General features: G+C 58.3%; 11 protein-coding genes and 1 pseudogene. 2 read left to right on the top strand and 10 right to left on the bottom strand.

Going from position 1 to position 15,480, the window contains the following annotated elements; translation table 11 throughout:
* Positions 1-4 precede the first annotated feature (4 nt).
* Both DW754_RS11125 and DW754_RS02635 read right to left on the bottom strand, forming a co-directional pair.
* The gene (locus tag DW754_RS11125; RefSeq protein ID WP_233508906.1) at positions 5-292 is read right to left on the bottom strand and encodes a transposase; all 288 of its coding nucleotides are present in this window, start codon (positions 290-292) and stop codon (positions 5-7) included.
* A gap of 670 nt (positions 293-962) precedes the next feature.
* Positions 963-1,964: an Abi family protein gene (locus DW754_RS02635; RefSeq protein ID WP_117758319.1), complete on the bottom strand. Its 1,002-nt coding sequence runs from the start codon at positions 1,962-1,964 to the stop codon at positions 963-965.
* 286 nt (positions 1,965-2,250) lie between these two features.
* On the opposite strand from DW754_RS02635, the gene DW754_RS02640 reads away from it, so the two are divergent.
* Positions 2,251-2,580 (top strand): ATP-binding protein, encoded by a 330-nt coding sequence (locus tag DW754_RS02640; RefSeq protein WP_117758353.1) that lies wholly within the window; start codon positions 2,251-2,253, stop codon positions 2,578-2,580.
* Here DW754_RS02640 and DW754_RS11250 read toward each other — a convergent pair.
* The 6 genes and pseudogenes from DW754_RS11250 to DW754_RS02675 form a co-directional block, all read right to left on the bottom strand.
* Positions 2,550-2,802: pseudogene (locus DW754_RS11250) on the bottom strand (ATP-binding protein); the annotation flags it as partial. The gene DW754_RS02640 and the pseudogene DW754_RS11250 overlap by 31 nt on opposite strands.
* Before the next feature lie 621 nt (positions 2,803-3,423).
* The gene (locus DW754_RS02655) at positions 3,424-5,910 is read right to left on the bottom strand and encodes a glycosyltransferase family 2 protein (RefSeq protein ID WP_117758321.1); all 2,487 of its coding nucleotides are present in this window, start codon (positions 5,908-5,910) and stop codon (positions 3,424-3,426) included.
* Entirely contained in the window at positions 5,911-6,978 is a 1,068-nt protein-coding gene (locus tag DW754_RS02660) for a glycosyltransferase (protein ID WP_117758322.1), read from the bottom strand.
* Between the two features lie 12 nt (positions 6,979-6,990).
* Complete coding sequence (locus tag DW754_RS02665; protein WP_117758323.1) at positions 6,991-8,109, bottom strand: glycosyltransferase family 2 protein; 1,119 nt, start codon at positions 8,107-8,109, stop codon at positions 6,991-6,993.
* Between the two features lie 74 nt (positions 8,110-8,183).
* Positions 8,184-9,224 (bottom strand): glycosyltransferase, encoded by a 1,041-nt coding sequence (locus DW754_RS02670; RefSeq protein ID WP_117758324.1) that lies wholly within the window; start codon positions 9,222-9,224, stop codon positions 8,184-8,186.
* Between the two features lie 6 nt (positions 9,225-9,230).
* On the bottom strand, positions 9,231-10,334 hold the full coding sequence (locus tag DW754_RS02675) for a glycosyltransferase (protein ID WP_117758325.1): 1,104 nt from the start codon (positions 10,332-10,334) through the stop codon (positions 9,231-9,233).
* Positions 10,335-10,590: 256 nt separating this feature from the next.
* Here DW754_RS02675 and DW754_RS02680 point away from each other — a divergent pair, with 256 nt between their 5' ends.
* Positions 10,591-11,610: a glycosyltransferase gene (locus tag DW754_RS02680; protein WP_117758326.1), complete on the top strand. Its 1,020-nt coding sequence runs from the start codon at positions 10,591-10,593 to the stop codon at positions 11,608-11,610.
* A gap of 20 nt (positions 11,611-11,630) precedes the next feature.
* Here the strand turns inward: DW754_RS02680 and DW754_RS02685 are convergent, their stop codons facing one another.
* Together DW754_RS02685 and DW754_RS02690 are read right to left on the bottom strand one after the other, a co-directional pair.
* Positions 11,631-13,430 carry an AAA family ATPase gene (locus DW754_RS02685; protein ID WP_117758327.1) on the bottom strand — a complete coding sequence of 600 codons (1,800 nt, stop codon included), beginning with the start codon at positions 13,428-13,430 and terminating at the stop codon, positions 11,631-11,633.
* Between the two features lie 202 nt (positions 13,431-13,632).
* Positions 13,633-15,414 (bottom strand): hypothetical protein, encoded by a 1,782-nt coding sequence (locus tag DW754_RS02690; RefSeq protein ID WP_117758328.1) that lies wholly within the window; start codon positions 15,412-15,414, stop codon positions 13,633-13,635.
* Between the last annotated feature and the right edge of the window lie 66 nt (positions 15,415-15,480).

Below are 15,480 nucleotides of genomic sequence, written 5' to 3' on the forward strand. Positions count from 1 at the left end.
CTGGCTAGAGTGCCTGCTCTTTGGCGAAGAAGGCCGCGGCTTTTATTAGGAACGCGTTCTCCGCCTCGAGCTCGCGTATGCGCTTCCTCGCCTCGCGAAGCTCGCGCTCCTCGGCCCTCGGGTCGGGCTCGCCCCCCAACTCGCGCTTGCGCTTGAGCACCCAGTCGTTCACCGTCTTGGGGTTGAGCCCGAGCTCCCCGCAGACCTGGGTTATGGGGCGCCCCGTGGAGATGACGTAGTCGGCTGTCTCCCGCCTGAACTCGTCGGTGTACTTCTTCTGATTGGCGACCATGAGGCAATCCTTCCGTCCATCGGCTTGAATGCAGTCTAGGGCATCGCGGCCACACGATCCCTCCAGCCCGCGTGTCCGAAAAAACGATACAGGTCAGAGGTCGCCCCGCGACGCGGCGCCACGCGACGAAGTGCAACCGCAGGCTGATCGACCGCAGGGAGGCCATGGCCGCCGCCGGCAAGAGGCCGTGCATGGCCAACTGCGCCACGGCGCGCGAGATGGCGTGCTGGGTGTGGGCCATAGCCGGGATGGCGGCGGCGTAGCGCGCCGCCGCCCCCGGACACGGGTTCCGACCCCGGCGCGCGCCGCGCTCGAGGCCGTTGGGAGGCCATCCGAGTCCCTTTTCTGGGCGGCGGGAGACCGCCATGCCCGCATAAAGACTCCGATTTCGCCGCGAGGCCCCCAGCCGTAGCAACGAAATGCGCAGCCGAGAAGGCCACGCGCGGATATTAGAATGCCGAACGTGCGTCGAGCAGACACGCCCTCCAGCGGCGCGGTCGCAGGGTGAAGATAGGTAGGCCCGGCCGTGCGCGGTAGCTCCGTGGGCGGCCGGGCCGGTTTTGCCTCTTGGCAATGTTCAACTCATATTAAAAGGGAGGAGTCGACTGATCGGCCCCTCCCACGGCGTTTCGCCGTTTCTCTCTGCACATATTAGCACACGGAAGGAACGTCACCGCTTGCGCCCGTAGCCATCGATGAACCCCTCAATAAATCCGTATTTCTGCCGGTCACCGCTTCCGACGATCATCATGTACGTATCAACCCCGACAGCGCTCTCGAGCTTCTCGAGCTCCCGCAGGCATTTCCGAAGAAAATCTCTGGAACGCTTCTTCTGATGCGTTAGCAAGGTCAATAGGTAGGCCAGGAGAACGATGTAGTCGATTATGGAATTGAAATTCAACCTGTACCCGATAGAAAGATCCTCATCGAGAAGCTCGCCAACCGCGGTCAGGTTTCTGTCGGTCTTGGGATACTTAACCGATTGGCTGAACCTCGAATCAAATACCGCCCCGTTATGGGCGACCGCGTTCCTTAAGGGACGAATCGTCTCGACGATGTTGATGACGATGCCGGGGTTCGCATGTAAGAGACCTAGGTCGCTTGCGATATCGGCGAGGATTTCATCGGGAAGGCTTCTGCATACGCTTGTGAGATCGCCGAGGGTCATCACCTCGAAAATGCTCCAAACGGGCGCGTCATCGTCGCGATCGACATAATGCTTCACGAGATCGTTTTTGTAACTCCGTCTCACGATGTTCTGAAGCTGGCTCTTGAGCTTGAGCTTTTCCCCCATCTGCCCGTTCACGACCCTTCCGTTGACATCCCTGCATGTCCGGAGGCCGCGCTTTAAGAAGGTCGCCAGCCCGGGGTCCTCTATGTTCTCAAGTATTCTGGCCAAGACTATGTTTTTAACCGCCGTTTCGATGAACATTATCTCCGGGTAGATTGCAGCCTTGATGGCGGAATCGAACCCGTATATGTCCATGAGTGCATCGAACGAAGGGAGGGGGAGCGCATTTTTGGGCTTTCGGACAAACCGGAAGCCTTTATAGCCATGGAAATAGCCCATGTTTCTCAGCAGTATCTTTCTGTCGCTCCCCCGCAAATCCTCCATACCGTGATTCGTCCTCATGTGCTTCATGAGGGAATTGATGCTCATGCCCTTCTTCATCGAACCTCCCTTGGCCTCCTTCTAGGAAATTATATCCCAGCCCGCCTCGACGGGGCGAGCCTGTCGTTGGCGCCGGCCTATTTGTGTTTGTTAACGTCGTGATTGCGGGTTTGGTCACATCCGATTTTCAGAATTGAGCACGATAGTTTTTCGGTTTTGAGCACGGCCACGCCGACCAGACCGCATGCCTTAACGTTGTCGGTGCGTCGTATCGGCAACGAGCAAAGGCAGGAGGGAATGATCGACGTGGACAAGATAGAGGACGCAGGTGGCGGGCTGCAGGGCCATGCTCGAGGCCGAGCTCGCGCACAGGGACGCGACCAAGAGGGCACGGCTGCTCAGGCAGGCGAGGCTCCCCGTGCACAAGTCGGCCGAGGGGTTCGACTGGTCGCACGTGCGGTTCTCCGAGGGCTGGGGCCGCGACGACATGCTTTCGCTGGGCTTCGTCGGCGCCCGCGAGGACCTCGTGTTCTTCGGCAAGACCGGCAGGGGCAAGACCCACATGGCCGTGGCCCTGGCGATGCGCACGGCCGCCGCCATCTGGTCGTCGCCGAACACCGCGCCCCACCGGCTGAACTCCAGGTTCGTGGTGATGACCACCGACTGCCGCTCGTAGGCGTCGGCGAACACCTAGAAGAGCGCGCGCGCCGTCGGGATCCAGCGGCAGGAAGCCGAGCTCGTCGATGACGAGCAGCCTAGCGCAGCCGATGAGCGCGGCCTCACGGTCAAGGCGCCCCTCGTCGCGGGCGCGCCGCAGCCGCATGACGAGCGATGACGCGGTGAAGAAGCGGGCCTCCATCCTCCGCTCGCACGCCAGCATGCACAGCGCCGAGGCCATGTGCGTCTTGCCGGTGCTTACGTCCCCCACCAGCACGAGGTCCTCGCAGAAACCAGTTTCATGGAGCGTTTCATTGAAAATCCCCCTAATCTAGCAACGGTTTAAAGTCTACTAGATTGGGGGGGGACGCGAGCCAAGTCGACAAAGGCAGTTAACCGGCGGCTATTCATGCCTCAATTTAGAACCGCTCGAGAATCTCCGCGGCATTCTCTCGCAGATAGATATCTAGGTCCGGCACGACAAACTGCACGTAGCCCCTCTGTGGAGCCTGAATAACCTCTCTTTGTAGCAGCTTAGCCCTAATAGAGCTCTGACCTCATTGGTCTTTTTACCCATACGTTTAGCAATCTCAGATGATTTGGACTGCTGCTTATCCTCGCACATGGCCAAAAGGTATTTGATATCTTTGAGTCCAAGTCTAGAAATCGCGGGCTCGTGAACAACATCGTGAAAACGAGCCTCTGCCAGCGCAATGCCTTCGATAACATCGCGCTCGCTCACGTTGGCACTTTCGACACGATGCAAGTTGGCGCGCTGCCAAATGGAGTAACCGACCAGTTGCGCCAGATAGGCATAGCCCTTAGTGGCCTTAGCAGCTCTCGACAGCAATTAAACCATTGTCTAAAGCGAGAAAAACTCGCTCTCAGCGGATATGTTCGGCCCCAACCACGGATCGCCCGTCAAGAAGAACTCAGGCCAGCGCTGCATGAACAGTGCCTGTTCGCGCTTCCAGCGGCGCAGTTTTCCCTCGTTGGCCTCTTCCCTACCGCGCGAGGTGAACTCGTAGTGGTACAGCTCGGCATAGGGTGTAAAGATTGTGCGGTAGCCCGCCTCCCACACGCGCAGGCAAAAGTCTGCGTCGTTAAAGCCGACGGCGAATTCCTCGTTGTAGCCGCCGACCCGCTCAAATACGTCGCGTCGGACCATCTGGCAGGCACCCGTTACGGCGCTGAAGTTACCGGGGCGCACAGCGCGGGCAAGATAGCCCTCGCGCTTTGCCGAGAAGTCCTGGTTAGCATGGGCAAGTGCGCCACGCACGCCAACCAAAATGCCGGCATGCTGCACCAGATGATCGGCAAAGTAGAGTTTAGCGCCCACCACGCCCGCATCGGGACGCTGCAGATAGCTCATCATCTCTTCGATAAAGTCGGGGCTTATGACCTCGGTATCGTTGTTGAGCAGCAGCAGATAGTCGCCCTTGGCATGCTCCACGCCAAAGTTAATGATCTGGGAGTAATTGAACTCACCCGGCCAGTACACAACGCGCGCGATACCCTTGCCTTCGGATGCCGCAGCCACGCGTTCCGGCAGGGTTTCGTAATACGCAAACGTCTCCGGGGCTTCGCTGTTGTTCTCCACCAAGACAATCTCGTAGTTGGCATACGTTGCCTTCCGGGCGATCGACATCACACAGGCGTCAAGCGTCTCAATGTGATCCTTGGTGGGAATCACAATGCTCACCAGCGGCGCAGGCTCCGGCAGCGCATAGCGCATGCGGTAGACAAACGGCGTCTCGGTATCCTCAACCGTTCCGCAAATGCCCAGCGCGTTAAAGTGGCGCTGCAGCGCAAGACGACCGGCTTCAATAGCATACGGCTTGCTATCGGCAGAGCCATCGGCGGTCGATCCCGGATGCACGCGCCAGTGATACAGCACATGCGCAACATGCTCAAACCGCGCGTCCGCCGCAAGGCAGCGAAGCGTAAGGTCGTAATCCTGGGCGCCCGCGACGTCTTCCGGCGACATGCCAATACGGTCGATGAGTGCCTTCTCCACCATCAGAAAATGCGTCACGCAGTTATGGCTATAGAGCAGGTCGACGTTGAGCTTAGTCTTAAAGACCGGCTGGCCCCACTCCCCCATTTTTTGGAACATGTCCTCGTCGCAGAACAGGACCTGGGGACGCTCGCCCTCGGCAGCCTTGTTCAACGCGGCAACATAGTGGAATAACGCGTCCGGTTCCAGGATGTCATCATGGTCCAAGAACGCGATGTAGTCGCCCGTCGCTTGCTCAATACCAGCGTTGGTGTTGACCACAATGCCGCCGTTGCCGGGAAGCTCGATGCGACGGATGCGCTCGTCATTGGCATCCGCCGCAAGATTGGCCACCGCATCCCATTCAGGCGAGGCATCCATAAGGAGCAATTCCCAGTTGTCATAGCTCTGGGCTAGCACCGAGTCCAGCAGCTCGCGCAGGTAGACCCGATCAGTCTTGTAGCACGGCACCACAATGCTCACGAGCGGCCTATAGGCAAAGGCCGCCGAAGCGACACGCTGGCACGCCATATCGCCCGGCTTTGCGCGATGTTGCTCAAACCAACGTCGATAAGCTGCGTCGTCTGCACGCGCGTCCTTCATGCGGTTCCAGCTGTCGTCAACCATGCCGTTGTACAGGCGACCATCCATGGCGCAAAAACCGCTCTGGATTAGGCCCGTGGGATCGCTCACAATCGCGACAAAATCTCGTATATCCCGAGGCATCTCTACGCTCAGATACGTTTTATTGACACGGCATCCGTCCTGCTGCGGCACATCGACCTGCGACTCAAACACATGCACGGTAACATCGATGGCGTTCATATGCGTATCGAAGATCAGGAGCTCAGGTGCGCACTGGGGGTCTCCCGCCCAGGTAACCTCATAGCGCCACACCGCGCCGGCGTCTGCCGGCAAATAGCGAATGGCATCGATCTCGTAGAGGCCGCAGTGTTCGCCACGCTGCGCATCGCGGATAAGCGCACACAGCGCAGGCTTAGCTTTGTAGTTAATCTTGGATTCCAGCTTGGCCACGCGGCTATCGAGGCGAATTGAGCCCAACCTTTGGTCACCGGATGCAAATGTGACGTCAATCGTAGAGCCGTCCAGAAAGGGAAGCGCCAAGACGGCGAGCTCGCGCTCGTAATCGGAAACGGAAGGGCAAAGCGCCAGTACACGGCCATGATCGACCGGGAACGCCAGCGACGGCACAGAAGAACCGCTCGTCGTCGCATGGGCAAACGCTTGAGAACCCTCCCGCTCAATAAGCGCGGCGACATCCTGACCGGCAAAACGAAGCAGCACAAACAGACGGCCCTGACTGCGGCAAAGTGCCAAACGCTTGATACTCATCTACACTTCTCGCTTTCCCAGGGCGTTCGCTGCCATGCGCTTGCAGGCACCCAGACACCCAAACCTCAAGACGTCGTAATCGAACATGAGCTTTTTGCACTCACGGGCATTGGGGGCCTTGCTGGTAAGCGCCGCACGCACCATAGCGGCAACAGAAGGAGCGCATTGTGCGAGCGCAGCATCGCTGCCCACGGCAGAACCGGCAAGCGCCGTGGCAACGGCGGCAAACACCTTGCCGCAGTCCGAACCCAGCAACCTGAGCGCATCGTACAGCACCAGATCGCAGAGGAAGTACGCCAGGTCCTCGGCATGCTGTACATCGAGACCGTCGCGCTGCCAGTCAGCCATCACCGCGGAGTAAATCTTCACGTGCTCCAGCAGTCGCGTCTCGTCGTCATAGCGCATAGTGTCCATAAGCGAGCCCTTGCGCGCGACACGGTAGTCATACAGCTTGTTCGAGATAAGCGCGGTCTTACGCGAACGACCGTACACGGCAAAATCGAAGACCTGGTCCTCGCCATACTTGACGGTTTCGTCGAACACGATCCCGTTACCCAGCAAAAACTCACGCTTGCAGGCGGTGCGCCATGCAAAGGGGCGAGATGCTTCCTTAAACAGCAGGTCAGAGCTATAGCCTTCAAACGACACATCGCGCGGGCTCAGCACATAGTTAAGCCACGGATACCCCGCCTCCAGCGGATACGGATTCGCACCAAAGGTCAAAACAACGCAGTCCTCGCGCTCAAAGGCATCGACGATCACGCGGCATGCATCGGGCGTAAACCGGTCATCGGAATCCAAGAACGCAACGATAGACGCCGTGGACGCGGCGATGCCTGCATTACGCGCACTCGACAGGCCGCCGTTCTCCTTATCGACCAGCGTAAAGCGCGCGTCCTTTTCGCAATAGGTAGCCGCGATATCGCGCGAGCCGTCCGGCGAGCCGTCGTTGACCAGCACGCCTTCCCAATCGGGCATGTCCTGCGCAAGCAGGGAGTCCAGGCACCAGGCCAGGCACTCCTCCACGTTATAGATGGGAACGACAACGGAAATCTTGGGGGTAGCCATAGTCAAGTGCTCCTACTGTGCGACCGGAACGTCATCGGGGTGCGGATTATCACCGTAGGTGCGCTGATACGTCAGCACGCGCCAGACCAGCGGCAGCCCGCCGATCTTGAAGTAGTGCTTAAACGTATTGATCTTGCCCGGCTTCTTAAAGCCAAAGCGCGAATCGATATAGGCGCGGGGCGACTTGACCATCAGGCGCAAGTCGGTCTCGCCACGCGGATCGAACAGCGACAGGTCAAAGCGACCGGCATCCCAATCGGACTTGAGCTCGGGAGAGGCCTTCTCCCAAAACTGCTCGCGCAACTCATCGACCAGGCGCTCATCATTCCAACGGTACGTATCGACCTTCATGCGCATTAAAATGCCCTGAAGCTGAGCCTTAAGCTCGGGGCGTTCATCCAAAAAGCGTTGCATCTCGGCATATTCGTCGCACACGCAAAACACCTTGTTAGGCGAATTAACGGAGCTCTTCTCGTTATCCTGGCGATAGCACAAAATGGGGTCCGCAATAAACGCGGCACGCTCGGCGCATGCCCAGACCTTAAAGTTAAAACCCGCATCCTGATACGAGGCACCCGGCGTGGGAAGGAACCGAATCTGATTGTCGTTGAGGAACTCGCGCCGATAGATAGCCGACCAAATGGAAGGTTTGCGGTAGAAGATGCCCGGGCGATCGACGGGGCGATAAGCGGCGCCCGTCATATGCTCGTCGATGATCCCAAACAGCTCACGGCGTTCGCTGGGCGTGGACCAATACAGGTAAAAGTCGCCCTTTACCACATCGGCATGTTCAGCATCGGCCTTGGCGACCAGCTTTTGGAGCGAATCCTCAAACATAAAGTCATCGGACTCAAGGATGCCCACGTACTCGCCGCGCGCCATCTCCAGGCCGCGGTTCATCGAGTCGCCGTAGCCGCTGTTGGCCTTGTCGATCATCTTTACACGGGGGTCGCGCTCCATGTACTCGCGGATGATATCTGGCGAACTATCGGTGGAGCCGTCGTTGATGCAGATGATCTCGATGTCCTTGAGCGTCTGCGCCACGGCGGAATCGAGGCACTCGCGCAGGTAGCGCTCAACATTGCAGATGGGAACAAGCAGCGAAACTTTAGGGGTATCAGAGTTCTGCAAGAGAACCTCCTATTGAATAGCGTGTAACAGGGTTATTTTAGCAGCCGAGTTGCGGCGGGCGGCAGCGCTTGGAACTAGAGAAAGCGCTCCAGGCAGGCCTTGAGACCACGGGTCGAAAGATAGAACAACGTGGCGTCTGCCATCGAAACGCCCGAGGTCGCCACAACGAGCTTATGGGCGACACGGCGAACGGCGCCCTTAGCAGGCATATCCGCCCACTCCGTTCCCAAAAACGTCGTGAGGTCCATGTTGACGCGAGCCGCCACGCGATGGAAGTCATCGGCATCCAAGCGCGCCAGGTCGAACACAATGAGGTCCAAAAACCAAGTTATCAGCTCGCCGGGGCACAGGTCCAAAAGACCGTAGGCCGCCCAGTCCTCCAAGACTTCCTCGAGCATCCTCATGTGGGCGTCAAGCTTTTTGGCGCGAGCCTCGGCACTGTTGAACTCGTGCGTCGCCGATTCGCTCTCCATCACGTAGTGGTAGAACTTGTCCGGCATGACGACGGTCTTGCGGGCAAGCGCATAAGCCGCAAATTGGAAGACGACGTCCTCTCCCAAAGCCAAACCGGGGGCGAAGCGAATGCCTTCGCGATTGAGCAGCTCGCGCGAAAAAGCCGCACGGCAGGCATAGGGCTGCGCATTCGAATGAAACAGCAGTTGGGGATCACGGGCGCCGAAGGTACCAGCTTTGGGGCTCATGAGCTGCTGAACGCGTTTGGGGGCAGCATCGGCTGGTTCACAGACGCCGCCAAAAACGGCGGCCTCGACATCTGCAGACTCCATGGCATGCAGTACGCGCTCGACCGTCTGGGCATCGATGTAATCGTCGGCGTCCACAAAAAAGACGGTCTCGCCCTCGGCGGCATCGATACCGGCATTTCGAGCACACGAGACACCCGCATTTTCCTGGTCAATCACCAGTACGCGATCGTCGGCCTGCGCGACCTGGCGCAACACGTTCAACGAATCATCAGTCGAACCGTCGTTGACGCAGACAACCTGAATCGAGCGCTCGGACTGAGCCAACAGCGAATCGAGGCATCGCTGAATGGAGCGCGCAGAGTTGTAAACGGGGACGACAATGGTCGCTTTGGGGGTCAAAGTCTCTCCCATGTCGACCTACCCCCTCAGCGATTCGATGAGGAAGGCAGCAACCACGCCTGGGCCTCCAACCGAGGCGTAATACTTAGCACGCCCCAAGGCACCATCCGTCGCAAAACTCGGATGCTCGTCAACCCAGCCCTCAGGATCTTTGAGGATGGCAGCGAGATTTGCGCGCTTCCACGGCTTGAGATCGTCAAGCGAAAACTCCCCCGCGTCCAAGGCCGCTTGGAACTCCTTGGCCATCTGAACCAGGAACTCCTTATAGAACTTAGGCGCCAAGCGCACGTAGTTCCACATATACGAATCGTACTTAATGAGTTGGTTGAACTTGAGCATGCGCGCGACGTCATCACTTGCGTGGTCGCGGGCATAATCCTCTCGAATCCAACGCTCAATCTCGGCATACTCGGTATTGACGCAAAAGACCTTAGCCGAAGAATTGACCGAGGAATTCTCGTTGTCCTGGCGATAAGACAACACGGCATCATGAAGGTAAACAGCCTTATCGGCGCACGCGATCACCTTAAAGGCGAATGACGTGTCCTGAAAGGATGCCCCCGGAGTCGGCAGGAACGTAATGCCGTTGCGCTCAAGAAAATCGCGACGGTACACGGCCGACCAAATCGACGGCTTTTGCTTAAAGAACTGCGTCGTATCGCTCGGGTGCACCGGCTTGCCACAGTCCTTGGCTTTAAACATCTCGTGCAGCGAACGGCGCTCCTCGGGCTTAGACCAGTAGAAATCAAAGTTCGCCTTCGCGAAGTCGGCATTATTGCTATCGGCGGCCGAGACAAGCTTTTCGAGTGCGTCGGACGCCATAAAGTCATCGGACTCCAAGATGCCCACGTACTTGCCGCGCGCCATCTCCAGACCGTGGTTCATCGAGTCGCCGTAGCCGCTGTTGGCCTTGTCGATCATCTTGACGCGCCTATCGTGCTCCATATACTCGCGAATAATCGCCGGCGAGTTGTCGGTCGACCCGTCGTTAATGCAGATGATCTCAATATCCTTGAGCGTCTGTGCCAGGGCGGAATCGAGACACTCGCGCAGGTAGCGCTGAACATTGTAAATGGGAATAAGCAGCGACAGAACAGGGCTGCCAGAGACGTTAGTAGACAAATGTGCTCCTTAGGAAATACCTGTCGTTTCATGGTATCAAAGGGTCAGCGCGCCAGCGGGCGTTTATATAATCTATGGAGCCTCTTGCGGGCAAAGTAGCCGCACGTCATGCGGCGGGCCCATGGCAGGTTCCTGCGTTTTATTCAAAGCTTGCCGACAAGGTGCGGTGAGCCTTTACAATAGAACAGTCCCAAGGACGTATTCGATAGCTTCCGCGCAGCGCTCGCCCGCCGCGCGTGAAAGGATATATTGCCCCATGCCTTCAACCCTTCCCGCTCCCATCGATAAGCTCGCCATCGTTGTCGTTACGTACAAGCGCCAGGAACTCCTGGCCAACCTGTTCGACTCCATGACCGAGCTCACGGCAACGCCCTGGCGCATCGTGATTGTCGATAACGAGAATTCGCGCGAGACCGAGGCCATGTGCACCGCATTCAACGAGCGCCTGGCCAGCCTGTGGGGCATCGACACCGAGCAGCCCGACGCGCAGGGCGGCACCGACCGTGTCATCTACGCCCCGCAGCTCGAAAACGGCGGCGGTGCGGGCGGCTTCTCCGCTGGCACTAAATGCGCCTACGATCTGGGGGCCCAGTGGTTCTGGGTGATGGACGACGACGTGCTCGTCATCCCCGAAGGCATCGAGCGTCTTGCCAAGTGGACCGACCGCTACGATGTCATCCAGGGTTCGCGCCTGGACTTTGACGGCGGCGCTTTCTTTTGGCAGTACCAGCTCATCCTTTCGCTCGGCATTCCCAACCCTGTCGCCAAGTGGGACCTGGGACCCGAGGGCTACCGCGCCATGAACCAGCTGTGCTTTGAAGGCGGCATGTTCTCGCGCCGCGTGGTCGACAAGATCGGCCTGCCCGATGCGCGCTTCTTCATCTACGGCGACGATGCCTGCTATGGCTACGTGGCCAGCCAGCACTTCCCCGCCGCCGTTGTTGCCGACGTGGTGCTCAAGCGCGCCCGCGCCGTCTCCAACTGGGACATCGCCGGCAAGCGCCAGCTCAACTCCACGAGCGACACCAACCGCTACTACATCATGCGCAACCGCGGTTATCTGGCCCGCTACATGCAGATCTACGGCGACTATCACCCCATGCTGTTCCGTCTGGGCAACGCCGCGACCTTCTGCAAGGAGTTCATTCGTCTGGCCGCCGTTGACAAGTGCTTTAAGACCGGCATTCCGGCGCTGCGCCGTGGCATGAAGGACGCCCGCAAGATCGTTAAGGATCCCAACTGGAAACCCATGCCGCCCCTGAAGGACGCCGAGTAGTAAAGGGCTTTCGCCCGCCGCTACAGGCGTTGACACACCACGGACACACGCTGACCGTCAAAACCAAAGCCCCAACGCATGCGCCCGACGGCGGGGCGCGGCACGCGGATATCATCGATGCCGTCGCGCTCTATGTCGAGCAGCGCCTGAACCGCTAACAGTTCCAGGCCCAGGGCATCGACGCCAGGGTCATACAACATGTTGATCGTAATGAGCGGTCGCTCATCGAGCATGCCGAGCGTGTCGGCCACGTCAAACACCCGACCGGTGGGAATCACCTGGATATCCCAGCGATCCGAGACGCCACTTCGCTTGGAGCTGGGATTGCAATAGCCGGACAGTCCAAAGCAAAGCCCCTGCAGCGCCAGATGATAGGCTGTCGGCATATCTGATTTGTCCACATCGATGCCCAGATCGCCGATAGCACAGCTCAAAGCTTGCTTTACAGCGTCCTCGTCTCCTCGACACAGCCCGTCATGGAACGAGTCGATAACTCCAACGTCCTCAACGGCGCACTCAAACCATTCCAGAATTACAAGACGGAGCGCCTGACGCACTTCGTTGTTAGGCAGACGCAGGGAACGAAGGCACGCGCCGTTTTCCGAATGCCCCGTCATGTCCGTCGTAAGAAATCCAGACAGATACAGCGCTGTCCAGATATCTTCGGGCTTGGCGGCATCGGCCTCCTCGGCATGCACATGCACTGGCACCTCAATAAACCCATGCGCCTCAAGTAAATCGAACAATGCGGACAGGCGCATGAGATTCCAGTCGCCGACGCATGCGCTCAGACGGTCGGCGTAACCATACAGATCTGCCCGAACGGGCGCGACGCAACCGCGATGTGCGTAGTCCACCACGCGCTCCGGGCTCGAGCAATAAAAACCACCAAGCAGATAGCCCTCGAGCCACTCACGCGCGTCATCCAGACAGCCGTTGCGACCGATGCAATCCAACAGCACTTGGACTTCGTCGTCCGAAAAACCGAACCATCGATCACACCAACTCGACAACGCTGTCGCCGACCGATAGGAAACCCCACGTTGGGACAACGCAAACTCGGCATGACCGGGGCGTTCGCACATCAGACACGTCAATCGCAACGAGTCGCCGGCATCGGCAATGGTGTCGAACAACATTCGGCTGAGCGACTCTAGGGAATCCACGCTACCGTCGTCCTTAGCGTCCAAACGCTTTGGACATACCGCGTCGTAGTCGTCTATCAGAAGAACAACCTGCTCATCGAAAGCTGCCTGGAGCAGTTTAATAAGCACGCCAAGCGCCGCATCGATCTCCTTATCGCTGGCCACCCCACGCGCCGCCCTCTCGATAAGACGAACCTCACGTCTTGACAGATCAGGCGCGGCAAGCAGCGGCAGTAATCGGGCGCACTCGCGCACGACAGCCCCGCGAATTGCTGCCGCAGCACCAGCGCCATGCCTCGAAGCGGCAGCTGTAAAGTCGAGCATGATGACCGGATAACTCGCGTACTCATCACGATAGCGACCGCCGCCCGCCTGCCAAATCTGGGTACCAGCGAACAGGCTTCGATCCGGCAGCCGGCGATCAGGTCGTTCCAAATAGCACTTGAGCATCGATAAATTCATGCTCTTGCCAAAACCCTTGGGCCGACAGCAAAGCGCAACAGGTGCTTCACTGTCCAATATATCGGCAATAAACATAGTCTTATCGACGAGTAAACACCGATTGATTGCATCGGAAAAGCCGTGTGCATCAACCGGTAGAGCTGCGCTATCCGCATGATTGAGCAACCGTGCACCAAACGCATGAGTAAAACCACAATTCACCTGTTCAGACACCGTAAACTCTCCTTCTAACGCAGCACGATGCCCATTGTAGCGAGCGGGTAGAGCGCAACAATATCGACATGCAAACGTTTCGGGCAGCGGTAGCAACAGCCCCCCGAGGGGGCATAACAAATCGTTGCACAACAAAAAAAGGGGGGCCGATGCCGCCGCACCGGACCCCGTCCCAAACTCTTATAGAAAACGATCTGGAAGATTACTCCTCCAAGCCGTCCTCCCCAGAAGCCTTCTTCTGCTGATCGAGCTTATGCTTACCACTTACGATAGACGTAGCGCCCAGTGTGGCCAAGCTTGCACTGGCAAGGCTCGCCATCACAATCAGATCGCCCGTCTTGGGCATATTGCCGCCAGATGACTTGGCTGTGGTGGTCATCGTGGTCGTAGTGGTCACCGTTTTGGAGTCATTTTGCTCCTGAACCTGGTTGTCAGCACCGCTCTTGTCGTCGTCTTCGGACTGTTTCTTTTCGCCCTCGGTCTTGCTCTCGTCCTTCTTCTGACCGGACTTGTCGCCCTTCTCATCAGAGCTAGGACCCTTATCGGATTCAGCCTTCTCGGAAGCCTTGTCCTTTGAGTCGCCCTTTGCGGCCTCGGTCTTTTCCATAGAAACCTGATCAGAGTTGTCCTTGTTCTGAGTCGAGCCATTATTGACGCCAGCCATCAGCGAAGAGCCCAACGTAGAACCAAGCTGCACGGAGAAAGAAGGCTTCTTGTCCGGCGAAGCAACGGGAACGTCCGGCGCCTTATTCGAGTCATCCTTGGAAGCATCGGAACCAGGGGTTGCGTCAGAGCCGGAGCCGTTGTTAGAGCCGGTGCCAACGGACGAATCGCTCGAGCCGGTGGATGAGTTAGAGGTGCCAGCGCCGGTCGAACCAGAAGCGTCGCTGTCCGTATTGCCGGCAGAGCTTGAAGACGAATCGCCCGCAGCAGAGCCGTTCGAAACGGAGCCGTTCGAGGTAGAGCCGTTGTTGGTAGTGCCACCAGCAGAGCCATCACCGTCAGCACCGGTCGAGGGCGCATCCATCCTGTCATCGTTGGCATCGTCGCTCGAGTCGTCATTCGAATCAGGCGTCGGCGAGGGCGCCGGCGTGGGCTCGGGCTGCACGGGCGTCGCAGCGGCAGCGGCCTCGTCCTCGGCGATATAAACCAAGCAGTCCTTCAGCTCGTTGCGGTAGCGGTTCTTCCAGCCCTCATGATACTGGGGCTGGCTCGAATACTTGGTCGCCACGTTATTGACCACACTGTTGGAAAGCGCCGTCACAAACTCGCGATCAGTCATACTGTTAGAAAGGTTTGCCCAACGGAAGAAGTCCCTGCAACCACCGGTGCCGCACATGTTGGTGATGCTCCACACCATGCCCTTGACGCAATCGGCGCGGCCGGAGATGTCAATGCCAAGAGCGCTCTTAAGCCACGCCTCGGTCACCGCATAGTACGAGTTGTACGCATAGGCATCTTGAAGTGCTGAGAACTCAACAGGATCGGTGTTATAAGCACCTTGGAAGGCATCCTGCGCGATATGGCCCAGCTCGGTGAGCTGGCCGTTCTCGTACATGGCATTGCTCGTGTTGGAAATCTCGCTGCCGCGATCAATCGCATCCTTGAGCATGCAGTATTTTTCGGGGTTGTAGTTGTAGGCCTGCTTCATAAACGGGATGAGCGACCAACGACGGTCGAACTGGTAATAACCCAGCGCGTTGTAGCCGTCGCCATACGAAAAGCCCTGGTTGTAGTTGCCATGGCTCTCGTACTTGGTAAAGTACTTCATCTCGGGAGTCACGTTGACAAACGAAACGCCCTGGACCGACCTCAGCACGCCCGAGAAGGACTGCTGGGTGTAGAGACCTTTGTCGATATCGGTGGCATCCGAGGCAACGCCCGGCGTGGGCTCCTCGGCGGCGGCGGGCGCGGGTGCGGTAACGGCGCCAAACGAAAGCGCCAGCGTCAGGCCCGCGACAATAGCAGAATGCTTGGGCTGCATAAGATCCTCCCTGCATTGGTGTAGTTAAAGTGCGGTTTGCAAAGATAGAATTAAGTATTGCAGCTC

The sequence above is a fragment of the Collinsella sp. AM29-10AC genome (assembly GCF_003469085.1).
In the GTDB taxonomy this organism is placed as follows: domain Bacteria; phylum Actinomycetota; class Coriobacteriia; order Coriobacteriales; family Coriobacteriaceae; genus Collinsella.